Source organism: Acinetobacter sp. LipI_23, assembly GCF_058243045.1.
In genome coordinates, this window is the sequence record NZ_JBZAYJ010000001.1 from 20623 (window position 1) to 47164 (window position 26542).

15 protein-coding genes, 4 pseudogenes and 1 other annotated feature are annotated in these 26542 nt (G+C 40.7%); of the genes and pseudogenes, 16 read left to right on the top strand and 3 right to left on the bottom strand.

Annotation, left to right across the window (positions count from 1 at the left end; all coding sequences use genetic code 11):
- Positions 1-54 precede the first annotated feature (54 nt).
- The 13 genes and pseudogenes from AC4CVD_RS00115 (at position 55) to AC4CVD_RS00175 (ending at position 15039) form a co-directional block, all read left to right on the top strand.
- Positions 55-642 (top strand): outer membrane lipoprotein carrier protein LolA, encoded by a 588-nt coding sequence (locus AC4CVD_RS00115; protein ID WP_171262513.1) that lies wholly within the window; start codon positions 55-57, stop codon positions 640-642.
- Entirely contained in the window at positions 617-2941 is a 2325-nt protein-coding gene (locus tag AC4CVD_RS00120) for an MMPL family transporter (protein WP_114836466.1), read from the top strand. The genes AC4CVD_RS00115 and AC4CVD_RS00120 overlap by 26 nt, the downstream gene beginning before the upstream one ends.
- Positions 2942-2959: 18 nt before the next feature.
- Entirely contained in the window at positions 2960-4261 is a 1302-nt protein-coding gene (locus AC4CVD_RS00125; RefSeq protein ID WP_146857151.1) for an NAD(P)/FAD-dependent oxidoreductase, read from the top strand.
- Positions 4251-4808: a DUF3261 domain-containing protein gene (locus AC4CVD_RS00130; RefSeq protein ID WP_114836468.1), complete on the top strand. Its 558-nt coding sequence runs from the start codon at positions 4251-4253 to the stop codon at positions 4806-4808. Before AC4CVD_RS00125 ends, AC4CVD_RS00130 begins: the two co-directional genes overlap by 11 nt.
- Positions 4801-5997: a beta-ketoacyl-[acyl-carrier-protein] synthase family protein gene (locus AC4CVD_RS00135; RefSeq protein ID WP_114836469.1), complete on the top strand. Its 1197-nt coding sequence runs from the start codon at positions 4801-4803 to the stop codon at positions 5995-5997. The genes AC4CVD_RS00130 and AC4CVD_RS00135 overlap by 8 nt, the downstream gene beginning before the upstream one ends.
- Positions 5994-6431: a hotdog family protein gene (locus tag AC4CVD_RS00140; protein WP_114836470.1), complete on the top strand. Its 438-nt coding sequence runs from the start codon at positions 5994-5996 to the stop codon at positions 6429-6431. The genes AC4CVD_RS00135 and AC4CVD_RS00140 overlap by 4 nt, the downstream gene beginning before the upstream one ends.
- Entirely contained in the window at positions 6428-7153 is a 726-nt protein-coding gene (locus AC4CVD_RS00145) for a 3-ketoacyl-ACP reductase FabG2 (protein WP_114836471.1), read from the top strand. The genes AC4CVD_RS00140 and AC4CVD_RS00145 overlap by 4 nt, the downstream gene beginning before the upstream one ends.
- A complete protein-coding gene (locus tag AC4CVD_RS00150) occupies positions 7153-8373 on the top strand; it encodes a beta-ketoacyl-ACP synthase (protein WP_279043601.1) in 1221 nt (406 codons plus the stop codon). The genes AC4CVD_RS00145 and AC4CVD_RS00150 overlap by 1 nt, the downstream gene beginning before the upstream one ends.
- 18 nt (positions 8374-8391) lie before the next feature.
- Positions 8392-8826, top strand: a complete 435-nt coding sequence (locus AC4CVD_RS00155) for an excinuclease (protein ID WP_114836473.1) — start codon at positions 8392-8394, stop codon at positions 8824-8826.
- Between the two features lie 752 nt (positions 8827-9578).
- Positions 9579-9905, top strand: a pseudogene (locus tag AC4CVD_RS00160) (PTS mannitol transporter subunit IIA); the annotation flags it as partial.
- Between the two features lie 261 nt (positions 9906-10166).
- Positions 10167-12413: pseudogene (gene ptsP / locus AC4CVD_RS00165) on the top strand (phosphoenolpyruvate--protein phosphotransferase); the annotation flags it as partial.
- A gap of 6 nt (positions 12414-12419) precedes the next feature.
- The gene (gene pfkB / locus AC4CVD_RS00170) at positions 12420-13352 is read left to right on the top strand and encodes a 1-phosphofructokinase (protein WP_490751656.1); all 933 of its coding nucleotides are present in this window, start codon (positions 12420-12422) and stop codon (positions 13350-13352) included.
- 4 nt (positions 13353-13356) lie between these two features.
- Positions 13357-15039 carry a fructose-specific PTS transporter subunit EIIC gene (locus AC4CVD_RS00175; protein WP_490751658.1) on the top strand — a complete coding sequence of 561 codons (1683 nt, stop codon included), beginning with the start codon at positions 13357-13359 and terminating at the stop codon, positions 15037-15039.
- 29 nt (positions 15040-15068) lie between these two features.
- On the opposite strand, the pseudogene AC4CVD_RS00180 reads toward AC4CVD_RS00175, so the two are convergent.
- A pseudogene (locus AC4CVD_RS00180) lies at positions 15069-15303 on the bottom strand (hypothetical protein); the annotation flags it as partial.
- A 247-nt stretch (positions 15304-15550) separates the two neighbouring features.
- Between AC4CVD_RS00180 and AC4CVD_RS00185 the strand changes: the two are divergent.
- A complete protein-coding gene (locus tag AC4CVD_RS00185) occupies positions 15551-18898 on the top strand; it encodes a DEAD/DEAH box helicase (protein ID WP_180081541.1) in 3348 nt (1115 codons plus the stop codon).
- A gap of 87 nt (positions 18899-18985) precedes the next feature.
- On the opposite strand, the pseudogene AC4CVD_RS00190 reads toward AC4CVD_RS00185, so the two are convergent.
- Positions 18986-19544, bottom strand: a pseudogene (locus AC4CVD_RS00190) (transposase); the annotation flags it as partial.
- Positions 19189-19305, bottom strand: a sequence feature (AL1L pseudoknot). (Overlaps the previous pseudogene by 117 nt.)
- Positions 19545-19792: 248 nt before the next feature.
- Complete coding sequence (locus AC4CVD_RS00195; RefSeq protein WP_490751661.1) at positions 19793-22078, bottom strand: dynamin family protein; 2286 nt, start codon at positions 22076-22078, stop codon at positions 19793-19795.
- 154 nt (positions 22079-22232) lie between these two features.
- Between AC4CVD_RS00195 and AC4CVD_RS00200 the strand changes: the two genes are divergently transcribed.
- Complete coding sequence (locus tag AC4CVD_RS00200; RefSeq protein ID WP_490751663.1) at positions 22233-23189, top strand: hypothetical protein; 957 nt, start codon at positions 22233-22235, stop codon at positions 23187-23189.
- A gap of 22 nt (positions 23190-23211) precedes the next feature.
- Positions 23212-26451 carry a dynamin family protein gene (locus AC4CVD_RS00205; RefSeq protein WP_490751665.1) on the top strand — a complete coding sequence of 1080 codons (3240 nt, stop codon included), beginning with the start codon at positions 23212-23214 and terminating at the stop codon, positions 26449-26451.
- The last annotated feature ends 91 nt before the right edge of the window (positions 26452-26542 follow it).

The window sequence follows — 26542 nt, forward strand, 5'->3', positions numbered from 1 at the left end:
ATGATTCGATACAAATTTTTTAAGCCGATTGTCGTTGCGTGTGCAGCCAGTGTGATGACTTTACTTGCTCCCGCAGTGAGTGCACAAAATACTGAATTGAAGCAGGTGTTTGCTCAGCTCGGTGCAACGCCTGTGGTGCGTGCCCAATTTGAGCAGCAGAAAAAACTGGCCGCTTTGAACAAAACTTATGTGTCCAAAGGCACGGTGCTGTTCAGCAAAAACCAAGGCGTGCTGTGGCAGATTCAAAGTCCAGTCAAAGCCGATTTGGTGGTGACACCGCGTAAGTTGGTACAAAAGACGCAGCGAACGTCCAGTCAAATCGAAGTCGATAAGACCCCCTATGGCTCTGTAGCGACGATGTTTTTACAGTTAATGTCGGGCAACGAAGCGGCGCTCGCTAAAAACTTTAATGTGGTGTCTGCCAATTACAGTCCGACGCAGTGGAATGTCAGCTTAACGCCTAAAAGCAGTCTATTTAAAAAGCTTTTTGTTCAAGTCGATGCGCAAGGTCAGCGTTATGTGGACCGTATTACCATTTTGGAACAAGCCAATAACCGCACCATCATTCGTTTTAGCCAGCAAACGGCTCAACCTCAAACTTTAACGGCTGCGGAAAATGCGCTTTTCCAATTGGCAAAATAAATTTAGCGCCCTTTGGCTGTTAGTGCTGTGTGTCATTGCTTTGGCACTGGGCGTGGCTTGGCTGAATAAAGGTATTAAGATTGAGACCAATATTTTTGCTTTGCTGCCTGAGGCACATCAGGATGTTCATCTGGAACAAGCACAGCAATATGTGAGTCAGCAGTTAAATGACAAAGTTTTTGTGGTATTGGATGCCAAAACGGATCAGCAACTCGAACAAGCAACGCAAGCACTCAAAACCCAAGCCGATCAAAGTCAGCTGTTTTTACCTGTTCGTCCGCAGCTTGATCCTGATCAATTTGCCCAAGCGCTGTATCAACACAAGGCGGGGCTGTTATCCAAGACTGATCAGCAGATTTTGCAAGAGCAAGATGATGCCGCGTTGATGGAGCAAGGCTTATTACAACTGATGAGTCCGGGCATGCCGATTACGGCTGAAATGCTCAAACAAGATCCCTTGCTACTATTTCCGCGCTATGCAGTGGGTTTAAGTACTTTACAAAATAATGCCGATATCAATTTAGAACAGGGCTTTGCCACGATTCGTGATGAGCAAGGTATCTCGCGCCTGATAGTACTTCAGCTCAACAACAGCCCTTATAACATTGCCTACCAAGAGCAGACTGCTGCGTTTATTCAACACATCAATCAGCTGTTCAGCCAGTTGCAGGTCAAACCGCACTGGACAGGTACACTGCTGTTTGCACAGTTCGGCACCAACTCTGCCAAAGAGGAAATTTCCACTATTGGCGTGGGTTCGACCATCGGGATTTTGCTTCTGGTCTGGTTTGGCTTCCGTTCGATACGACCGATGCTGACGGAAATGGTTGCGGTCGGCACAGGCAGCTTGGTGGCCTTTGCGGTGACGTATTGCGTGTTCGGCGAAATTCACTTGATGACACTGGTCTTTGGCGCCAGTTTGATTGGGGTCTGTGTCGATTTTTCATTTTACTTTATGGCCATGCAGTCTCAGCACCGACAGATTGATGGATTTGCTGTTTTAAAACCATTATTGCCGAGTTTATTTGTGGGGCTAATGACCACGCTGTTGGCCTATGTGGTGCTGAGTTTTACTCCATTTCCGGGCTTTAAACAGATTGCAGTCTTTTCCATGGTTGGACTGAGTGCCGCATGGGTAACCAGTATTTTACTGCTGCCACGTTTGCCTACGCTGAATGCGGAACCTGCGATACGTGCTTTGGGCTTTATTGGCAAAGCACGCAGTTATGTGCAGAGTCGAAATACGCTGCGCTATGGCATGATTTCACTGATTCTACTGGTAACGGGTAATAGTCTCGTCTTCCTGAAAAGCAATGATGACATCCGCAATCTGCAAAGTATGGATGCCACCTTAAAGCAGGAAGATCAATATATTCGTTCGCGTTTTATGCAACAGCAAAGCAGCGAATATTTTGTGGTACAGGGCAGAACCCCAGCAGAATTAGAGCGGCATGAACAGCAACTACTAGCAGAGCTTACGCCCTTGCAGCAGGCTGGCAAGCTAGATGCTGTACAAGCTTTAGGGCAGTGGATTCCCTCGCTTGAACAGCAAAAACACAATATCGCAATGTTACAGGCGATTCCTCAATCCGCTTTGGTGGAATACGCGCAAGCGTTACAGCTCAATACCGCCGATGTTTTAAACTGGCAAGCGCATTTAAAAGACCAACCGTTGCTGACCGAAGCCGTCTTTAAAGATCATCCCTTGCATTTTTTGCAGATGAGTCCGACGCAACGTTTGGTAATGCTGCAAAATGTGCATGACGTCAAAGCCGTGCAACAGCTTGAAAATGCGGATGTACAACTGTTACGCCCCGTTCATCAACTGTCTGAATTGTTTAAACAACACCGTGAGCAGGCACAGTGGCTATTGCTGAGCGCTTTGCTGATTTTAGCCATTGGCTTAGGGGCACTGTATGGTAAAAAATCCATTCTGCCTTTGGTGTTGCCTGTCAGTATGGCTCTAATGACCACGTTTGCGATTCAAGCATGGCTGGGTGTCGAGATTAATTTATTCAGCATTATGGGTACCTTCCTGATCATTGGAATTGGGGTGGACTATGCGATTTTCTACCGCCACGGACATGATCACCCGCAGGTGGTGGGCATGGCTTTGTTCCTGTGTATGATGTCGACTTTCTTTGGGTTTGGCTTATTGTCGTTTAGTCATACTTATGCCATTCACAGTTTTGGCTTAACAGTTTTATTGGGCGTTATTTTTTCATTTCTTTATGCCACACTTTTTACATCTTCCGATGCAAAACATGTTGTGGTTCAACAATATCAGCCAAAGAGCTGAGTCAAAGGGTACAGTGCAATGAGCACCATGCAACAGACAGATGTTTTAATTATTGGGGCGGGACCATCAGGCAGCTCGGCTGCAGCTTTGCTGCGTCAAAAAGGTTACCAAGTCACGGTCATCGAAAAGCAATTTTTTCCGCGTTTTTCCATCGGCGAGTCTTTATTGCCGCAGTGTATGGTGTTTTTAGAAGAAGCGGGTTTATTGGAAACGGTGCGTGCGCATGCCGACGAATATGCCTTTCAGTTTAAAAATGGTGCGTCCTTTTTAAGAGGCACACAGCGCAGTTTTTATGACTTTACCCAAAAGTTTAGTGAAGGACCGGGGACCACATGGCAGGTACGGCGTGCCAACTTTGACCAACTTTTGGCGCAGCAAGCCGAAAAAATGGGCGCGGACATCCGTTTTTGCCATGAAGTCTTGGCGGTCGATGTGGCATCCACACAGCCGATTTTGACGGTGGAAGGTGCGCAAGGTGACAGCTATCAAATTCAAGGCAAGTTCCTCTTAGATGCCAGCGGTTTTGGCCGCATATTGCCGAAGTTTCTCGATTTAGAAAGTCCGTCGGACTTTCCCGTGCGCCGTGCAGTCTTTACCCATATCGAAGATGGTTTGTTGGATGATCCTGAATTTGACCGCGAGAAAATCTTAATTACCGTGCATGAAAAAGACCACCGTGCATGGTATTGGCTAATTCCCTTTGCCGATGGGCGCTCTTCATTTGGCATCGTGGCGGAGCAAGATTTCTTTGAAAAATACGGTTATGACGGCAGTGCAGATTATGACTTAGAAGCCTTGCAGAAACGTATTTTGGCCGATGATGCCAGCTTGTCGCATGTGTTACGTCACGCCAAACATGACACGCCTGTACGCACTTTGGTGGGCTACTCTGCCGATGTGAAACATTTGGCATCTGAAAACTATGCACTACTCGGCAATGCTGGTGAATTCCTCGATCCTGTCTTTTCTTCGGGGGTCACCATTGCCTTAAAATCTTCCAGTCTAGCGGTGCCATTGGTCGAGCAAGTGTTGCAAGGTCAGGCAGTCGACTGGATGGAGCAATATGAAAAGCCACTGCGCAAAGGTATTCAAGTGTTCCGTGCCTATGTCGAATCATGGTATTCGGGTGAATTTCAGGATGTGGTGTTTTCAAAAAATCAAGATGAGAAAATCCGCCGTATGATTGCATCTTTATTGGCAGGTTATGCATGGGACACGACTAACCCGATTCATCGTAATGCCAAGCAACGCTTAAGTACTTTGGCCGAATATTGCCGGGAAGAACACCCCCAAAAAGAGTCGCTGACTGATGAAACTTAAGCTGCGCTTGAAAACTGTCAGTTGGGTTTTAGCCAGCGCTCTGCTCTGTAGCGCCTGCCAAAGCTGGATTCCTAAAGCGCAAGGACTCGCGACCCCGCAGTGGGCTGCGCAAAATTACCAGCGCCAAGACCAAATTGAAGTGCAGTGGAAAAGCCAGAGTTTCAGTTTTTTACTGTATCAACAGCAACGAGGACAGTCGCTTGACATGCTGGCACTTAGCCTTACAGGACAGCAGTTATTCAAGCTCAGTTTTGATGGTCAAAAGGTAGACGTTGAACAGCGGATTGAGCCGATGAGGTTATTGCCTTTTGATTATGTGGTACGCGATATTTTGTATGCGACCTATCCGAATTTTGCTGCATTACATGCTGCTCGAAATGCGGTCGTGCAGAAAGCCGATACCATTTATATACAGCAGCAGCCTGTGTTGAAAATTCAGCAAAATGAGGGGGCAATTGAGCTGGATAATTTGCAAGTGCCATATCAAATGGTGATCAGTGCAGTGAGTAATACTTTAGAAGATGATCAAGGTGACCATCATGACTAAAAATGTACAACCTGTTTCAGCCGTTGGTATTCAGTTCAGTGCGGCGCTGTCGGCTTTGGGACAAAATACCGCTGAGCTTAAACATGCCTTAACAAGCACCGAAAATACCCTGTCACCACGAGAGGATCTGATCGCGGGGCGAACGGTCTGGGTCGGTGCATCTGACCAAGCCTTGCTTCAAGCAGTTCCTGCAAGCTTAAGCAGTGCAGACTCACGGAATTTACGCTTTACCCTGACGGCTTTGACACACATTGAAACCGAGATTCGTGCCTATACTGCACAGTTCCCTAAACAACGTCTCGCTGTGATTATTGGCACGTCAACCTCAGGCATCGCGGATAATGAGCCTACTTTAAAAGCGCAGTTTCAACAGCCAGCGCTGCAGTCTGTACAGCACCAAAAGCAAGAAATGGGCAGTTTAGCGAAAGCCCTACAACAGTATTTGGGCTGGGAAGGGCCTGCCTATACCATTTCTACTGCCTGTTCCTCTGCGGCTAAAGCGATGGCTGCGGGGCAACGTCTGCTGAATGCCGATTTGGCTGATGCTGTTTTAGTGGGTGGAGTCGACACCCTATGCAAGCTGACCTTAAATGGTTTTGATAGTTTAGAAAGCTTATCGAACGGAATTTGCCAGCCCTGTGGTGCCAACCGTGACGGCATTAATATTGGTGAAGCCGCAGGACTGTTTTTACTCTCTAAAGCGCCTGCCCCTGTGATGTTACTGTCGAGCGGCGAGTCAATGGATGCATGGCATATTTCAGCGCCGCATCCAGAAGGGAAAGGGGCGGCGGAGGCGATGCAAAAAGCGTTAGATATGGCACAGCTTCAAGCAGGCGATATTGGTTATTTAAATTTGCATGGAACATCCACACCGCAAAATGATGCGATGGAGATTAAGGCGGTACAGACCGTTTTTTCAGATGCAGCTGTGGTCTTGAGCAGCACTAAACATAAAACGGGACATTGTCTGGGGGCAGCGGGTGCAATTGAAGCCTTTATTTGCCAGCAGGTTTTATTAGATCAATCTTGGCTGCCGCTGCATCATGCAGGCGAATTGGACGATGCTTTGGCTGAGCAAAATTATGTGCTTACACCGCATTTGAATATGCCAATTCGCTATGCAATGAGTAATTCTTTTGCTTTTGGCGGCAGCAATATCAGTTTAATTTTCGGGACAGCTTTGCCATGATGGATGCAGTACAGTTTATTCCGCATGCGAAACCGATGGTTTTCGTGAGTCATTTGATTGAAGCCAATGATACGTTTGCGATTGCAGAACTTCACATCACATCTGATTTGATGTTTTGTGAGCCAGAAGGCTTGCCGACATGGAGCAGTATTGAACTGATGGCGCAAACCATTAGCATCTATGCCGGTTATAAAGGACAAACTCAGGGCTTGCCACCGAAAATTGGCTTTTTATTGGGAACGCGTAAAATGCAGTTACCCTGTGCCTATTTTAGTTTGGGTACAACCGTGCGGATTCGAGTAGAACAAAGTTATCTGCACGAAGGTTTGGGGCAGTTTAATTGTGAAATTGAATATCAAGAACATCGGTTCAGCGCCATGTTGAGCGTATTTGAGCCTGAAAATATGAATGAAATCATTGGAAAATTAGTGTGAACAGAAGAATTTTAGTCACGGGTTCGAGTCGTGGAATAGGTAAAGCGATTGCTTTGGAGTTGGCAAAGGCAGGCTTTGATGTCACGGTCCATGCTCGTTCAAGACAGTCTGAGGCCGAAGCAGTGGCTCAGAAAATTCAAGCGCTTGGGCAGGCCAGCCATGTACTGATGTTCGATGTGAATGAGCGTGAAAAGATTGCCGCCATTTTAGAGCAAGATATAGCACAGCATGGCGCTTTTTACGGTGCTGTGCTGAATGCAGGATTAACCCGTGATGGTGCTTTTCCCGCACTGACCGATGAAGACTGGGATGACGTCGTTTCTACTTCGTTGAACGGTTTTTATAATGTGCTGAAACCCTTGATGATGCCGATGATTCGCTTGAAAAAGGGCGGACGTATTGTGACCTTGTCTTCAGTGTCTGGAATCATGGGTAATCGTGGTCAGGTGAACTATAGTGCTGCCAAAGCAGGCTTGATTGGTGCGACCAAAGCATTGGCACTGGAATTGGCCAAACGCAAAATCACGGTGAATTGTGTGGCTCCGGGCTTGATTGAAACAGAAATGGTCACCGAAGAAGTGAAAGAACACGGCTTGAAAATGATCCCGATGCAACGCATGGGGCAGGTGGAAGAAGTCGCCAAAGCGGTGAAGTTTTTATGCAGTGATGATGCCAGTTATATCACCCGCCAAGTGATTTCAGTCAATGGAGGCTTGATCTAATGAAACGTGTTGTTGTGACAGGCATGTCTGGGATTACCTCTTTGGGGGAAACCGCAGAGCAAATTTTTGAGCAGTTTGCACAAGGGAAAAGCGGTATTCGCTATATGCCTGACTGGGAAATTTATCCTGATTTACGCAGTAAATTGGCTGGTCCAGTAGAGTCATTTACTGTACCGAAGCACTTTAACCGTAAGGTGACCCGTGGCATGGGGCGTGTTGCTTTAATGTCTGCTGTATGTGCTGAAAAAGCATTGGAAGATGCAGGTTTACTACATGCTGATATCTTAAAAAGTGGCGATGCAGGCGTGGCTTTTGGTTCCTCTGCAGGCAGTGTGGATGCCGTACGTGAGTTTGGCTCGATGTTGATTGAGCACAATATGAGTCAACTCAATGCCACAACCTACATTCGTATGATGTCGCATACCAGTGCAGTCAATATGACGGTATATTTTGGCCTAAAAGGTTTAACGCTGCCGACTTCAAGTGCCTGTACTTCAGGTTCTATGGCTATTGGTCAAGCTTATGAAGCGATCAAATATGGTAAACAAACCGTAATGATCGCAGGCGGAGCAGAAGAGCTCAGTGCTGCCGGTTCTGCCGTGTTTGATGTGCTGTTGGCGACCAGTGTGCAAAATGATCGACCTGAGACAACGCCACGCCCGTTTGATGCAGACCGGGATGGTTTGGTGGTGGGTGAGGGCGCAGGCTGTTTGATTTTAGAAGAATATGAACATGCTCAAGCGCGCGGGGCCACCATTTATGCTGAGATTGTCGGTTATGGTAGCAATACCGATGGTCAGCATGTAACTCGACCTGATTCTGAAATGATGGGCCGTTGTATGCAGTTGGCACTGAAAGATGCACAGCTCACTGCTGCGGATATTGATTATGTCAATGCACATGGCACTTCGACCGATCAGGGGGATATTGCTGAATCACAAGCCACTGCACGGATCTTGGGTAAAAAACCGATCAGCTCATTAAAAAGTTATTTTGGGCATACGCTCGGGGCATGTGGAGCAATTGAGGCATGGTTGAGTATCGAAATGATGCGACGTAATCAGTTGGTGCCGACTTTAAATTTAGATCAGATTGACAGTGCTTGTGGCGATCTGGATTATATTGTTTCAGATATGCGTTCAGCAGAAACGCAAATGGTGATGAGCAACAATTTTGCTTTTGGGGGGATTAATACCTCCTTGATTTTTAAACGTATCTAATAAGATAAGGGTAGAACGATGTTATTCAAAAATATTTGTGCAGTCGCTGTGTTGTCTTTAGGAGCGATTGCATCGGCTCAAGCGGCTGACAAAATGTATGATTTTAAATTTCAAGAAGCTGTAAACCGTGCTGTTGCAGATGGCGTGCTAGATGGCTCAGTAAAATTTTATTTGGCTGGAACCAAGTCGGGCGGTAAGGTGATTGAAAAAGGCTTAGTGACCAATAAAAAGACCAATGGTTTTGCCAAATCTGCGGAAAGTTCATGTGATCACGTACTTCGTTCGGCATTGATTCAATTTCAAAATACAGCCAAAGCTAATGGTGCAAATGCCGTGACCAATCTAGTGAGTTTCTATAAGTCGAATGAAACACGGAGTACGACGACTTATCAATGCGCCAAAGGTACGGCACTCGCAGGCGTAGCATTGAAAGGGGACTTGGTGAAGTTTTAATTTGTTTGGAGGCGTGAGATGAGTTTCCAAATAAGAACAAGCTAATTCCAAGTTCATTGTATAGCAGCAGTATTAGGATGGATTCTTACAACGAGGGATGCTCTATTTTTAGACATCCCTCGTTGGTTCGAGGTCTCAATTCAGCATTTTTGATTGTCTGAGTTAGTATTGCTAATTTGAGTAAGATTCAGAAATGCATAAAAAAGCCCCCATCTTTCGATGAGGGCTTTTTTGAATTTGGAGCGGGAAACGAGACTCGAACTCGCGACCCCAACCTTGGCAAGAGTCACCGACATAAAATACACTAAATAACATAATTTGTATGTTAATAAACTCTATATATAACAGTTATATAGAGTTTTTATTTTGTATGACGTAATTTAAGGTGGGATGGGGTACTTTGATTTTTGGTCACTAATTTATTGTGATAATCAACAATAATAACCAACATACATATGCTTAATCTAAGGATATTTTACTGACTGGTATAATTTTATGATGAGAGGGGTGTTGCCTGAGGCTACGGTTCAATTAGGATTAAATCCAACTATCGCAACGCTGAATTCTGAAGAATCTCGTCGTTTCTTAATTACGTTGTAATGATGATCATGAAGATAAAATCAAAAAATACAGATTTTTGTGTAAATCCTGAGTAAAATTCGACTTATTTTTTCTGCAGTAAAAAAGCATCTTCTCACTATGCTGCTTTGCAAGGACGTTTTATGCTCGCGCTAGATATACAACATGTTCGAATGAAACAACAGGCCACTGATAAGGCACAAGCGTTGCAATGTCTAGTCGATATCTTGGTTGAAGACCAATTGGTTACACCTGATTATATTCATGGGTTGACCGGGCGCGAACAACAAAGTGCAACGTATTTAGGGCAAGGAATTGCCATTCCTCATGGGACGCCTCAGTCTCGCCAATGTATTTTAAAAACTGGTATTCGTCTGGCGCACTTTCCTGAAGGAGTTGTTTGGGACGGTGAAAATAAAATTTATTTAGCAGTAGTGATTGCTGCGAAATCAGATGAGCATTTGCAAGTCTTACAAATTTTGACGCGGGCTTTAATTAATGATGTCGCTGATCAAGTGAAACAGTCTCACTCTGCAGAGCAAATTATTGCATTATTACAAGCCCAACCCGCATCTTTGGCATTGCATGAAAATTTAATCGCCACCCAAGTTCCCGCACTTGATGTAGAAGATTTAATTTGGCAGGCAACACAGTTGCTGAAACAGCAAAAAATGGTGGAGTGTGGTTTTCTGTCGGGTTTAAACCTAAACAGCATGATTCATTTAGGGGAGGGGGTCTGGTCGATCACTTCAAACCAGCATGTTTTGAGCCCAGCTGTAAGTTTGGTAAAAGCGGAACAGGTTTTAAGCCATCAGCAGGAAATGCTCAAGACTTTGGTGTGTATTGCCAGTAATGAGCAACTGGATATGCAACGGTTTCAACGGTTAATGGATATTTTGTTTGATACTGAACAAGTTCATAACCTTAACCAAGAGCAAGATAGTCACCAGTTGGCGCAGTTAATCGGTGCTGAACTGATTCCTGATTGGCCATCTCGTCGTATTGTCTTAGCTAACGCTCATGGTCTACATGCGCGTCCCGCGACACACTTGGTCAATATGACCAAGAAATTTGCAGGGGATATTCTCGTTGCTGTAGATGAGGGGGCTTACGTTTCGGCAAAAAGTTTAACCAAATTATTAGCCATGGGATGCCGTCGTGGTCAAACTCTGACTTTTATTGCACAACCTGATACCGATGCTGTAGCAGGCTTAGAACAGATTATTGATGCAGTTCAACAGGGCTTAGGAGAAGAAGTTGAAGCTGTTGACCTTGTATCTCATCAGCATAGTAGTAGTGACCCAGTCGTAAATACTTTGGAATTAATGCCTTTTGAATCACATGGCGATACGGGTAGCTGCGGTATTGCGGCATCAACTGGCCTTGCTTTTGGTCCTGCACATGTGGTGAAGCCACGTGAATTTAGTTATGAACGTCGCGGACAGAGTTTTAAAGCTGAGAATGAAAAGCTTGAAATTGCGCTTCATCAGGTGAAAAACAGCTTACGTCAATTCATTGCACATACTGAATCTACTGCCATTAAGCAGATATTCATGGCACATTTGGAAATGCTGGATGATCCAGACCTCCTCCAAAGTGTACAACGCGGTTTAAAACAGGGGTTGTCTGCTGCTGCAGCTTGGCATGATCATATTGAAGTGGCTGCTACCGCACAGGCTGCACTTAGCGATCGTTTACTGGCAGAGCGTGCGGCTGATTTAAGGGATATTGGTGAGCGTGTTTTGGCTGCTTTGTGTGGTGTGGCCGATGTCACAGAACCCGAGCAACCTTATATTTTAATTATGCATGATGTTGGTCCGAGTGATGTCGCACGTCTGAATAAAGATCGTGTTGCAGGCATTTTGACCGCGGTTGGTGGAGCGAGTGCCCATAGTGCCATTGTGGCACGTGCTCTGGCTATTCCAGCAGTCGTAGGTGCGGGTGTAGCTGTTTTAAATATTGAGAACCATGCCACAGTGCTAATTAATGGGGATACTGGTGAGTATGTGGTCTCACCCGAGCAAAGTCAGATTGATCATGCCATTGCAGAGCGCCAACGCCAGCGTGAGTTGCGAAAACAAGCGGAACAGCATTGTTTAGAGCCTGCCATCACACTGGATCAACATCAAGTTGAAATCGCAGCCAATATTGGCAAAGTAGGCACTACGATACAGGCTGTGGCCGATGGGGCAGAAGCAATTGGTTTGCTACGCACAGAATTGGTCTTTATGTCACACAGCAGTGCGCCTGATGAGGCTACACAGGAAGCTGATTATCGGGTGGTGTTAGATGCTTTAGCGGGTCGTCCATTGGTGGTACGTACACTTGATGTGGGCGGGGACAAACCTTTACCGTATTTGCCTATTGAAAAGGAAGAAAATCCATTCTTGGGCTTACGTGGTATTCGTCTGACTTTACGTAAGCCAGAGTTGTTACGTCAGCAATTGGTTGCTTTACTTAAAGCAGCGGATAATCGCCCATTAAGAATTATGTTTCCGATGATTGGGCGGGTTGAAGAATGGCGAGCAGCAAAAGCAATATTAGATGAGGTTCGCATACAGCATCCATGTGAAAACTTACAAGTCGGTATTATGATTGAGGTTCCTGCGGCAGCATTGTTGGCTCCAATTCTTGCTCAAGAAGTTGATTTTTTTAGTATTGGAACCAATGACTTGACTCAATATACTCTGGCGATTGACCGTGGTCATCCACTGTTGTCTGCTGAAGCTGATGGCTTACATCCGAGTATTTTGCTATTGATTGATCAAACTGTTCGGGCAGCACATCAGCATGGTAAATGGGTGGGCATTTGTGGTGAATTGGCTGCTGATCCAAAAGCTGTGCCTGTATTGATAGGCTTGGGCGTGGATGAGTTGAGTATGTCGAGTACCAGTATTCCATTGGTGAAGGCGCAAATTCGTGGTTTGAACTATATAAATTGCCAACAGGTCGCACAGCAAGCCTTAAGTTGTGACAGTGCGTCTGCCGTACGTGCATTGGTGGAGTAATTACGAATGGCTAAGATATTAAGCATTACTCTGAATCCTGCAATTGACCTCACCGTGCAATTGGATCAACTAAAAGTTGGCGAGGTCAATCGTCAGTTAACGGCCCAAAGCCATGCAGCCGGTAAAGGCTTAAACGTGGCACAGGTCCTTAAGGATTTGGGACATGAACTGATTGTGAGTGGCTTTTTGGGGCAAGAAAACCGTCAAATTTTTGACCATCATATCCAGCAAGAGCAATTTGATAACCAATTTATTTATGTTGCAGGTGAAACACGACAAAACATTAAAGTTGCAGAAGCTTCTGGTCAGATGACTGACATCAATGGCAAGGGCTTTTTTGTAGATACCTCAGCAAAACAACAACTACGTGAACGCCTATCTCAACTGATTTTAGAGGTTGATGTGATTGTGATTGCAGGTAGTTTGCCACAAGGTTTTTCTGCAGAAGAGCTTTCAACACTGATTCTATGGTTACAGTCTGCGGGTAAAAAAGTCGCAGTAGATACCAGTGGTGTTGCGTTGAAAGCAGCAATTGCTGCCCATCCTTGGTTGATTAAGCCGAATACAGATGAGTTGACGGAAACCTACCATTTGCCAGCAGAAACGTTTGCAGAACAGCAGCATCTTTTTGCCAGTTTAAATAGTCAGATCGAACATATTGTGGTCTCGATGGGTGAAAACGGGGTGAACTGGCTTCACCGCACGCAACCCCTGCATGCTACTGCACCGAAGGTCACCGTCCAAAGTACGGTGGGTGCGGGAGATTCCTTGCTGGCAGCTATGATTCATGGCTTGTTGAGTTCAACTTCCCCAGAAGAAACATTGAAAACAGCAACCGCAATTGCGAGCAATGCTGTGACCCAAATTGGGTTTGCCCTTCCAGACTTTGCTGTTATTGAAGATTTGAAATCGCAAATCTCAGTCCAATCATTGAGTTAATACGATGCAAGAGATAAAACATATTTTATTTGTGCCACATAGTCCCGAGCAGCCGATTAATGCAGTGATTTTGGCCAAAAAACTGTCCAAAGCAGCAACAGCACTTGGTATTTCCAATGATGTGGCGACATCAGTTGAGCATCTCGATTTATCAAATGTGATTGATACTGTTGTTTTTGTTGGACAGAAGCCGGCAGAAGCGGATCAACTGCGTGACAAGGTTGTGAAAGTCATTGGTTTGAATAACGCACAACACGATGCGATCATGCTTTTGCAACAGGTTCTTGAGCATTCAGATGCTTTAGATGAACCTATTGCAGCCAATGTAGGGGTTACACGGTTTGTCGCCATTACAGCATGTCCAACTGGTGTTGCGCATACGTTTATGGCAGCCGAAGCCTTACAACAAGGTGCAGTAAAGCACGGTTATCAGATTGATGTTGAAACCCAAGGATCGGTTGGGGCTAAAAATGTTTTATCGGCAGAAAGTATTGCCAAAGCAGATGTGGTGATCTTAGCAACGGATATTGAGGTCAATACAGATCGCTTTGTAGGCAAACGTGTATATCGCTGCAGTACAGGATTTGCCCTTAAGCAAACGGATAAGACTTTTGCAAATGCAATTGCTGAAGCCAAAGTGCTTGAAACGGGTAAGCAAACAGCCACTAAGACTGAAAATGAAAACAAAGAAAAAACTGGAATTTATAAACACCTTTTAACAGGGGTGTCTTTCATGCTGCCGATGGTGGTGGCGGGCGGTTTGATCATTGCCATCTCGTTTATGTTTGGCCTCAATCCTGTTGAAGGAAGCTTTGCCGCATCCTTAAAGCAAATAGGTGCTGCAGCATTTACTCTTATGGTACCTATGCTGGCAGGTTACATTGCTTATTCTATTGCGGATCGTCCGGGTTTAACTCCAGGTTTGATCGGCGGTTTACTTGCAACACAATTAGAGGCAGGCTTTCTCGGTGGATTAGTTGCAGGTTTTATTGCAGGTTATATTGCGTTATTTTTATCGAAACAGCTTAAACTCCCAAGTAGCCTAGAAGCATTAAAACCAATTTTGATTATTCCACTATTGGCCAGTTTAGCTGTTGGTTTAATCATGATTTATGTGGTTGGACAGCCTGTTGCACAATTGTTTGAATTACTCACACACTTCCTTGCCAATATGGGGACGACCAATGCCATGATCATGGGGGTTATCCTTGGGAGTATGATGTGTATTGATGTTGGGGGGCCAATAAATAAAGCGGCTTATGCCTTTACGGTGGGCTTACTTACGTCACAAACATACGGACCGATGGCGATTACCATGGCTGCGGGTATGGTACCACCGTTGGGTATGGCAATTGCAACTTTTCTGGCAAAGCATAAATTTGCCAAACCTGAGCAAGATGCGGGGAAGGCTGCTGTAGTTCTGGGCCTATGTTTCATTTCGGAAGGGGCTATTCCGTTTGCTGCCAAAGACCCGATTCGAGTGCTTCCATGCGCGATCGCAGGTGGTGCTGTAACTGGGGCTTTGGTTGCATTATTTAAATGTGAACTAGTCACTCCTCATGGCGGTGTAATGGTACTGATCATTCCGAATGCGATGAATTATCCATTAAAATATTTATTGGCGATTGCGATTGGAAGTGTGGTGACTGGTGTAGCTTATGCCGTGATAAAACAACGGTTAGAATAAGCCCTTCATAGGAGCTTTATGAAAGCTATTTAGTGCAATAAATGAATATTATGCTCAATCCTATTTTGGATCAGTTGGAGTCTCTGCTTGAATTTGTCCAGGTAATAGGTCATGAGCGATATTGCTGAATCGGATTGCAACCTTACAAATCGAGCCAATAATTTCATCGACTTCTTGGACACAAAGTTCCGCTTCCTGAGTACCAAGTTTCACAAGAGCTTGTCGAGGAATATCCAATGCCTCACCCATGATATCCATTTGATGTGCAGGAAAGTTCTAAACCTTTACTGATCGCTTCTGCACTGTATTCAAAGGCGATTAATGGCCGACCTGTGATTGCGGTTGAGGAGACCAATGTACCCCAAAGCCAATATTCACCCCATCCATTGTAGTAAACATTAAGTTTTTGAGCATGGATTTATTTCCTTTTAATACATTGGCGAGCAATACTGTTCTGAAATGACAGCTTTGTCCGTTATAATTGTATAAACATTTTTGGTTTCTGGTAATTATGTCCTCATTGATCAATTTTCTATCTCGCTTTAGTACTGCAACTCTTCAGCGCAGTCTGAGCTATGCTAAACACATTGATAGGGAAACAATTGAGTTCTTTGAGGAAAATGAAGATGTCACGATGTATGCTCAAATTGAAGGGACAGATTATTACGATACCGCGATTACCTATAATCTTAAAAAAGACCGTTTAATCGATAACGACTGCACTTGTCCGGTTGGATATAACTGTAAACATGCTGCTGCTTTAGCGCGGTTATTCTTTCAGGAATATCGCCAGGAATTTCAGCAGCGTTATGTTGACTCTCAATCCCCGCAGGGAATCGCAAAACGCCTACGGGGGGATGATCAGGCACAGCGCTGGTTGAATGATTTTAAACGGTATTTACAACAGACTGAACCAGAGCAATCTGTCAAAACAAACAATTATTTAATTTACCTGCTAGATCAGTCTGTCAGCTTAAAGAAATTGACAGTTGATGTTCAGAAGGCCAGACGCAATAAAAACGGCTCAATTGCGGGGGAAAGTTATTATACCCAATATGAAAATATCACCAGAAAGCATCTGACTTTACCTGAACAAAAACGACAATTATTTAACCAGATTTATTATTATGCCAAAATAAACAGTGACGAACGATTTTATCAAAGCAATCTTGATATCTCCGGAATTTTATTGGAGCATTTCAAATCTTTTATTCAAAGTGGCGATGTGTACTGGCAAAAAAAGAGCCATACTGCACTTCAATGGTCAGAACAAGGCTATCACATCGAACTGATCTGGCAACAAGGTGTAAACAAACAGACAGAGCATTTAAACATTGAATTGGTCAATGGTGATATTCGACTCGATTTGAAATCAAATCCACATATTCAGATTCTCGCGAGTCATCCACCATGTTATGTGGATATTCAACAGAACACGGTGGGCCAGTTATATGGTGAATATACGGCAAATCTTCTGTACCATTTTTTACAGATGCCTGATCTTCCATCTATGCTCTTGCCAGAGTTTGAGAAACTGACTCATCAATATTCAGACGTGAAAAATCTGCCTCAGCCCGAGTCTATTCAGCATATTGATGTCCTTGAGGGTAGTCCCCAGCCAATTTTACGCTTCGGTGTTTTAGATAAATTTGATTGGAAATGGGAAGAGTCTGTTTGTGCTGAAATTGAATTCTCCTATGCAGGCGGAAGAATAAAAGCAGGTACATCAGGCGACAGTTTTATTGGTGAGCTGCATGACAAAATGGTACGACAGCTTCGGGACTTAGTTCAGGAACAACAGTCAATCCAACGTTTACAGCTATTGGTCGAATCACTGAAGTGGGTGAAAGATCTTAGTTATGACCATCAATTAAAACTGAATAAACAACGTCTTGATTCTATGGTTTTTGCTTTCTATGGAGATTGGATCAAACAGCTGATGCCCATCAATCAAATTGAGTTGATGGGCTGGCAGATAGAGCATCTGAATAACAGCCCCTTTAATCTGCAATATGTTGAAAATTTAAATATTTCTATCACTGAATCTGAAGGCCAGCAGGACTGGTTCAATATCGGGGCGACGGTTCAAGACAGTGCAGGCAATTCTTATAATTTGCTTGATGCGCTCGTAGCTTTGGTGCGAGTAAATCCTGATTTACTTGATCCGCGGACGTTTATTCATCTGCATGACAGTCAAATTTTCACCGTGAAAACTGCAGTTGATCAACCTGATTTGGCTCTATCCGCTAGGGATATTAAGCCGGTATTGTTGCATCTGCAGAGCATTTTACAGCAAGAAGAGCGCAGTATTGATCGCTATGATGCGAGTCAATTATTAGAATTGCAGCATAATCTTGGGATGACATGGCAGGTCAGTGATCGCCTGCAGCAATTTGTACAGAAATTCAAACAAGGCTATCAGCAACAACTGCCGACACCACAAGGTTTTCAGGGGGAGTTGCGTCCATACCAGCAGCAGGGCTTAGGCTGGTTACAGTTTTTAAGGGAAACCCAGCATGGCGGGATTCTGGCAGATGATATGGGCTTGGGGAAAACAGCACAAACTTTAGCCCATTTACTCATGGAAAAGCAGGCTGGATATTTGCAGGACAGTCCCGCCTTAATTGTTGCACCCACATCGCTGATGCATAACTGGTTCAAAGAAGCGGAGAAATTTACCCCTCAGCTGAAGGTATTGCTGCTACAGGGGCCCGACCGCCATCAGAATTTTGAGCAGATTCCGCACTATGATATTGTGTTAACCACCTATCCGCTTCTAGCGAGAGATGAAGAACAATTAAAGCAATATGAATATCATCAACTCATTTTAGATGAGGCGCAGAATATTAAAAATCCGCGTGCCAAAGCTGCACAGGTAGTACGGCAATTAAAAGCACGACATCGTTTGTGTCTAACAGGTACCCCGATGGAAAATCATTTGGGTGAACTGTGGGCACTATTTTATTTCCTGATGCCAGGATTTTTATATTCACAAGAAATTTTTAATAAAAAGTACCGTCATCCGATTGAAAAACGCGGTGATCAGCAGTTAAGGCAAAAGCTGGTCAACCGGATTAAGCCCTTCATTTTACGTCGCTTGAAAACTGACGTAGCCAAAGAATTGCCAGAAAAAACCACGATTGAAGTCAATATTGATATGAATGACCAGCAATCCAAGTTATATGAGGCTGTTCGCGCCACGATGCAGGAAAATATTCAGAAAATTGTGGCAGAAAAAGGCTTTAAACGTAGTCAAATTCAAATTTTAGATGCCTTACTGAAGCTACGTCAGGTGTGCTGCCATCCTAGCTTACTAAAGCTGGATTCAGTGAAAATTGGGCAGGCAAACTCTGCCAAACTTGAACAGTTGATGGATATGGTCGTTCCAATGGTGGAGGAGGGGCGAAAAATTCTTATCTTCTCTCAGTTTACCTCAATGTTGGAACTGATTGAGCAACACCTCCATCACGCAGAAATTGGCTATGTGAAGCTGACTGGAAAGACCAAAAAGCGAGATGAAGTCATTACAGCATTTCAGTCTGGACAAGTGCCGATATTTTTAATCAGTCTGAAAGCAGGAGGGGTCGGTCTGAACCTAACTGCCGCAGATACGGTCATTCACTATGATCCATGGTGGAACCCTGCTGCTGAAGATCAAGCTTCAGATCGTGCATGGCGGATTGGACAGGACAAGCCAGTATTTGTGTATAAGCTGATTACCAATAAAAGCATAGAAGAAAAAATTCTTGCCTTACAGCAAAATAAAGCAGAACTGGCACAGTCTATTCTAAGTACCGATCATGAGGGCGAAGCGAAACTGACGGAAAATGACGTGATGAACTTGTTTGAGAAATTTTAGTTTGGTGAACTGTACCGGGTTTGTCGGAGACTTTTTTATTTAAGTTAGGCCACCTAGCTTAACGGGTTAGTCTTATCATAGTAGACCAATAAATAATCTCTTAGATAGGCTGTCTGATGTTTTTAAAATGCTATAACGCCCGGAGCTTTCTTTCCAAATTCGTTTAATTTATTCAGCATGATGCAAATCATGTAGATCTCGCTTAGTTTGATGTTCCCTTGCGAAGCGAAGCTTCCCATCAACTAGATCTAGGGGTAATACCCCCATTTTTAATTAAATTAATAGGTAGAAGCTGCGATCGGAAAAATCTTACAAATCGCCTCAACGCCATATAAGTCTTTATTGTTATGGATGAAATCCAGCATTATTTGTGTGGGCGTTCGAGCTCCACCTGGGCGAAAAAAGTGGCTGCTTTAAGGAGAATTTCATTCGCACGTTGCACTTCTTTATTTTCACGTTCGGGCTGTTTAATACGTTCTTGATATGGAAGTTGCTGTACTTTAATTGAATTTTGTTGATCTAAATATTTTTGATACCAAACTCGTAAAGTTTCAGGAGTGCAACCAATTTTAGGCGCAATCGCAGCCCAATTCGATGGATAATCTTTTTCAAATTCAATCAATAATTGAACCGCTCTATCTCTGATTTCAGGGGTATATTTAGGTTTTTCATCGGATCACTACGCTTCGCTACGTCTTGCGAAGCAATGCGTCTCATCTCAGAAAGTTTGGTCTCCGACAAACCCGGTACGGTTCAGTTTCATCCCATACCGTAGAAGTACCATTTTGGTTTACTGCATATTCTCATTAATTTGAACAGGCATTCTTATATACACTTGAACACCTGTTCTTACTTTACTTGGACGCTAATTAAGTTTAGATATAAATTCAAGAATTACGAAGTAATATTTAAAGAAGATAGTGTTAGTCTAAACTGATGTAGATTCTCTAAAGTATTTTCTTTCTGTTCAATCTGTTCAATCAAATCTTGCAAATTATTTTGAATTTCACCAATAATTTGATTGACCAAGATTTGTTGCATACTCTCAAAATACTGCTCAAGGTCATGTTCAGCCTGTTTGGTTAATTGCACAACATGTTCAGAAAGCGTAGCGATTGCTTGGTGATGTGCCTGCTTTAACTGCTGAATTTCACTATTGGTTACCTTTCCTAAACCAAATTTATCCACAATACGATCAACAACTTGGCTTATATCAAGATTAAGCCTTGGGGGTTCATAACTTTCTAAACACTGGCTAACTTGGAGTTTAAAAAAATCCACATCAAAATCAGGGTCACTGGTGTCAAATAGGTTGATTGCAGCCATCACGATATTTTTTCTAAGTTTATGCATATCAATAATGCTATTTAAGCTACGTTGTAATTGCCCTATAGCTGTACGTCCAAAAGTTTCAATCTGTTCAATACTATCCTGAACCTGAGCATAAGGTGTAACAATGACTTTCTCTCGTGTTCCAATCCCACCTACGCCAAAGAATCTAGCCACTCCAGACCAAAAACCGCTTTTTTCGTATTGTTCATATTCAATTTTTCTCTCTTCCGAGATACTGATAGATAGAAAAGCTTGACGCTCTGATTGTAGTTGTAGGGATAATCCTCGCACTTGATGATTAACTGCTTTAGATTCTTGATGAATAGTATACTCAAGTTTAGAACGCCCATTTTTCATATTTTTTTCAATAAGTTGCTTTTGAGCATTTAATTGTTCAATACTTTGATTGTCTAATAAGTCAATTTTGTCATCAACTAACTTTAATACCTCTTGCTGAATCGCTTGAGTACGTTGTTGCACACCTTCTAATAATAAGGCTGCTTTCGCTTGAGTTAGTTCCTGTTTACGTTCTTTTTGCTGTTCAATAACCTGACGTAATTCAATGATATTTGAAAACTGCTTAAGCTGTTCTACATTAAAATTAAAACTAGTATCAAAACACAGCGCATCATACTGTTCCTGCAATTCACTCGATAAATTTGGTAGATCTTCAGCAATTCGCCACGTTAAAGCAGAAATTAAATGGGGTTTTGTACTTTGAATGACCGTTAATAGAGATTTAGAAGCTTCATCTAGATCAGGATTGTTTAAATGTTGCTTGATTTGGGTTTCAGTCATTTGTTGAATTTTTTTATCAAGTAATTGCATCATTGCTGAAATAGTGGCTTGGGGGCGGACTTCAACAGGATATCGTTGAGCTAATAATTTTGCATCAGTCAAAATTTGTCTATCCATACGAAAGACTAAGTCACGCTGCGAACCCACTAAAAATACTGCTTTACTGTCGATACCCGATGCTGTTAATTGTTCTCGTAATAATCTTAAATCTGAAACTGTTAAAAATTGACTGACAATTGACAATAAAAACACGACATCACATTGACCTAAAAATGTTCTGGTCTGTTGTCCACGAGAAATAACAGGGTCATTAAATCCTGGGGTGTCATAAATCTCTATACCATGCAAACGTTCATCATTGATGTAAATAGAGAACATTTTAGTAATCGCTGTAAATTTACCTTGACTACCAACATAATTTTTTAACTCATTTGCTAATTCGACTAATGACGTAGCCTCGATCCGCTTTTTTGTACCTAAATATTGTTGTAAATTGAGTTGACGAGCCATATCAACTAGCTCACGACAAGAGCGCAATTCTTCGCTAATTTTGCTTTGAATAATGGCAGGGTCAATATTTTTAGGTTTGTTCGGTACTATTTTCTTTATATTACCAAACAGACTTTTAGGCAGACTTTCTGGTGCTTCTTGGGATAACTGCTGTTCAATTGCTCGATATTGAATATGATATTCTTCAGCAGCTTGATTAATGCTATCCCAATCATTAACACTATAAAACTCGATTTCGGCATATGGCTTTTCAGCATAACCAATGCGAGTTAAAGCTGCAGTCATTGGAGTCGCAGCTTTAGGTAGAACATCGATTGGAAATAATAAAGCATTTAAGAATGATGATTTTCCTGCTTTCATCTGTCCGACAATTGCGATACGTAAATTTCGACCTTCTTCCTGAGCTACTAACAAGTTTGTATCTAGCGTCTTCGCTATATTAGACAATTCTGAAAAATATTTTTGACTATCTGAAGTAAAGAGTACTGACTGATAATTTTGAATAAGTGTTAGTAATGGTTCAATTGTCGATGATTGCATTGTCTTGTCCTAATATCCACTTAAACCCTTATAAGGTTTATATAAACCATTCTCATATGATGGCTATGGGTTTAACAGTTATGTTAATATGCCATAATTTCGAGGATATTACTTTTTTCTTTATAAAAATAAGCAGTTCAGGGGTGGATATTTTATGACATTTGATTTTAATTTTGATTTTTCTGAAATTGAGAATTCTACACAGCAAAAACCTTTAAACTCGGATGAACAAGCGATTTTAGGACTAATAAAAAAATTATTAAGGCGCAGTGATAATGAAAATGTTTTCTTTCTAGAAAAGTTATCAGAACAACTTGAAAGAGAGTTTCTATTATGGCTAGCAATGTTTAGCAGAAAATCTGTGATTCAAGCAGAATATCAACAGTTACAAAATATTATAAGTTCTTATCAATGGGCGATTCGTTATCCTGATTTCTCTAAGTGTAAAGCTCTAAGTTTAGATGCATTACCTCAAAATGAAATAGAACAACTTTTGAATAATTTAAAAATAGATACTCATTTATCTGAATGGCAAACTTTATTACAACTTTGTACAAAAATCCCTTACATCATTGGTTATCGAGATCAATTTAGCTTAGTGGCTGTAAATAATTTCCATACGCGTATTTCCTTAGAGATTGATGATTTAACCAGTCTTGAAAAAATGTTAATTGGAAAAAAGAATATCAAGGTTGATTTAGCTAGTTTAATCACTTTAGAAATCGGCTTACCAACTTGGATATGGAAGAATACGGTTTTATTGCAGCAAAACACCAACTTGCCATCAAATTTATCTTATTCCCAGTTAAATCAACAATTACAGCAGACTGATACACAGATTGCATTACAACACCCTAATGATCAACTCAAACAATTGTTCAAGCGTACTCAATCAAATGGACAAAAACATCTTGATGAATTGAAACAGCAATTGTCATTACTCACACAAACTTTACTTGATGATGAAAAATTTAATGCATCTGAACTCAAGATGATTGCTGAATTACAAGCAAATAGCCGTAAAGAAATCACCCTGTTAAAAAACAAAATTAAGCAATTTGAAAAATTTACTCAAAATTTTGAAAATACTTTAAACACTGAATCTGTATAAATTGGAAGCTTAGGAATTTACAATGCAACACCACACCTTAGAAACCATTTATACGTTATTATCGGCATCGACTACACCTAAACAAAATATTAGAGTAGAGATTAAAAAATTATTGCCATTGATTGCTCAACTCGACCCTATAAATTATCTTGATTATTATCAAGAGATAATACTCTTAATACAGCAGATTGAACAAAAAACACAACAAAAACAAATCACAGAGAAAACTATTATTGGTGTAGGTGGTGGTTTTAGTGCTGGAAAATCTAGATTTATTAATAGCTTGCTTGCAATTGAAGCTCTACCCGAAGCTTTGGAGCCATGTACAGCAGTTGCAACTTATCTGAGTGCTAGCCAGCAAGAGCAGACGCATGCCCTTAATTTATTGAATCACCATATCAGTTTGAAATCTGAACAACTAGGGCAGTTACGCCATTTTGTCGGGGATAATCGTACGCAAAATGACATTCAACTCGCTGAATTGATCCAATATGTTCATTTGGGGATTTCACAACTAAAATGGGAACATATCGCTTTTTTGGATACTCCTGGTTATAGCAAGGCAGATGCAGAACATCATCATCATAGTGATGAGAAATTGGCAATCAATCAGTTAAGTAAAGCAGATTATCTTATATGGTTGGTCAATGCTAAGAATGGTACGATTCGTGATGAAGATTTACAGTTCTTGCAAAAAATCACACCAAAAGAACCTATTTTTGTTGTACTTACCCAGTCGGATTTGGTCAATCGCAGTGATATTGAACCGATATTAAAAAGTGTTAGAAAAAATTTAAAAAGTAGAAATATTAAAATTGCGGGACTTATGGCATGGGCTGCACCGATAATGAAGTTAGAGGGAGAACGTATTGCAGGTGATAATATTCAGCAGTGGTTAAATGAAATAAATAAACCTATACATTACTATGTTTTGGAAAACTTAGACAATTTAATACAGACCATACTTTCTAATAATGAGAGTAAAACTAAAAACTTGAAAATAGAAGTTGATCTTTTAAATAATGTTAAAAATAAACAAAAAGACATAACCCAACTAAACGATATTATTGAAGAAAAGGAACTTAATAAAAATATTACAATTACTTTACATACTGAATTGTTAAGTGAAATGGCTAAAATATCAGAAAATTTATTTCAAGATATAGAGCATTCTACTCAATATCATGTAATGCTTATAGAGCATTTATTAAAGAATTCTGATTCCCAAAATACGAACGAAAATATTTATTTACTACTTAATCCTCATACCGTAGGTTCACGTTCTTTAGAATGGTTATACACGCAATCTTTAATAGGGGTAGAGTATGTAAAAAATGAATTCAAACAGTTGACTGACCGCTCTAAATCAAAAGTATTACAGTATAAGTATGCTCTCTTTTTAGAAAAAAATCAGGAGATTGAATCTGCAATCGATTACATGTATTTTTCAGCAACAGATGATTTTAATTTAGCATATGACTGGTTAATTAGATATGCTGAAAAACTCAATATTGAAGCACAATTTAAAATTACAGAATTACTCAAAATTGGGAAGGTAAAAGATGCAAGTAATGTATTTAACTATTGTTATAACGCTATCCGTTATAACAATGACCTGAGATTCTTAAATTTTTTACAATCGCAAGCTATTAGTGAAAAAAACGAAGATGCCCAATATTTATTAGCAATTTGTTATACTTTTGGTTATGGTATAAGTATTGATTATGAAAAGGCTTATAAGTTTTATTGTAATACTAATACTGGAAACTCTATCTATAATAAAGCAGTTATTGATTATTTTAATCAAGGTATACATAATAAAAATGTTATTCAATTTATTAAAAAAAATAAAACAGAAAACAATATTAATAAATTGAGAAAAATATTATATTTTAGGGTATTTATAGATCCAATTCTACTTGATTATAGACAAAAGGATGCAGAGTTTAAATTAAAGTATTTTAATATAATTATTGGATTTATATTCATAATTTTAGCTACATATATTTTTATTTCAACTTTTTCAAATCAAAAAGTTCAATATAATCTTGGTAAATACACTCTTTTCCATGAATATTGGTATGAAAAATCTGCTTCTCAAGGTAATATTGATGCAATGTTGGCTTTAGGGAAATATTATGAACTGAAAGCAGATAGCTTATCTATGGATAAAGCAATATATTGGTATAAAAAATTAGTTGATATGGATAATTCTGAAGCAATGTTTGCTTTAGCAAAAATCTATAAAGCTAAAAATGATAACAATCTGCTTGAACAAGCTATTACTTTATATATCAAATTAGCTAATAAAGATAATAAGGAAGCTATTAAAGCATTAATTTCTATTGATAAGGAAAAAGGTCAATTCAAAAATGTAATTTTCTGGTATCAAAAGTTAGTTCAGGATGAGAAAAATCATGAAATTTATGAAAATATAAAAAAATATAAGAATGATTTTGAAAATAAAGTCTTATGGTTAATTAAAGCTGAAGAAAAAGGTGATATTTTTGCACAAATTACTTTAGCTTCTTATTATGAAATAAAAGGTAATGAGAAAAAAGCTTTTGATTTATATAAAAAGCCAGTAAATGAACAGTATGCCCAATATATTATTGATATAGCAAATTCATACTATGCGTTAAAAGATGTAAATAATGCACTTCTTTGGTATAAAAAATCAGCTCATTTAGGAAATATTGATTCTATAAAATTCTTAATAAGTTATTACGAAAAAATAAAAGAATTCAAAAAAATGGACTATTGGTTAAAAAAAATGAGAAATATTGACCCCATAAATGCTGAGATATTATCAGATAAAATAAATATGAATCACACAGAAGAACAAGCTAAAATTTCTTATCTACAATCGGTTAAAAATAATGATCAGATATTATTATTGTGTAATACAAGCCCAGCAGGATTTATGAAAATTTCAAGAAACAAAGATACATATAAAATAAATATATATAAAAATGATACTATTTTGGTAGATTATAATAAAAATTATAAAAATAATACTGATAGTAATTTTATTAAATACAATTATAATGAAGAAATTGAAGGGTATTCTATTGGATTTATGTTTGGGTATTTTGGACCTGAAAATAATAAATTATATGGAATAACAACAGGGATGGGTGGTGAAATAAGTTTCGATATTAATAATGTTAATATACTATCATGCATAAATAATAGTAATTTTATTAATAATCTAAATATTCCAAACAAGGAACAAATTATGGAGCCATTTTACTACGATTGATCTATTTTATAAAACTATAATGTTCTTAGTGTTTTTAAATTAAGGCTTGTTAAATCACTAAAATTTAATAAGCCTTAATGATTAAAAAAAA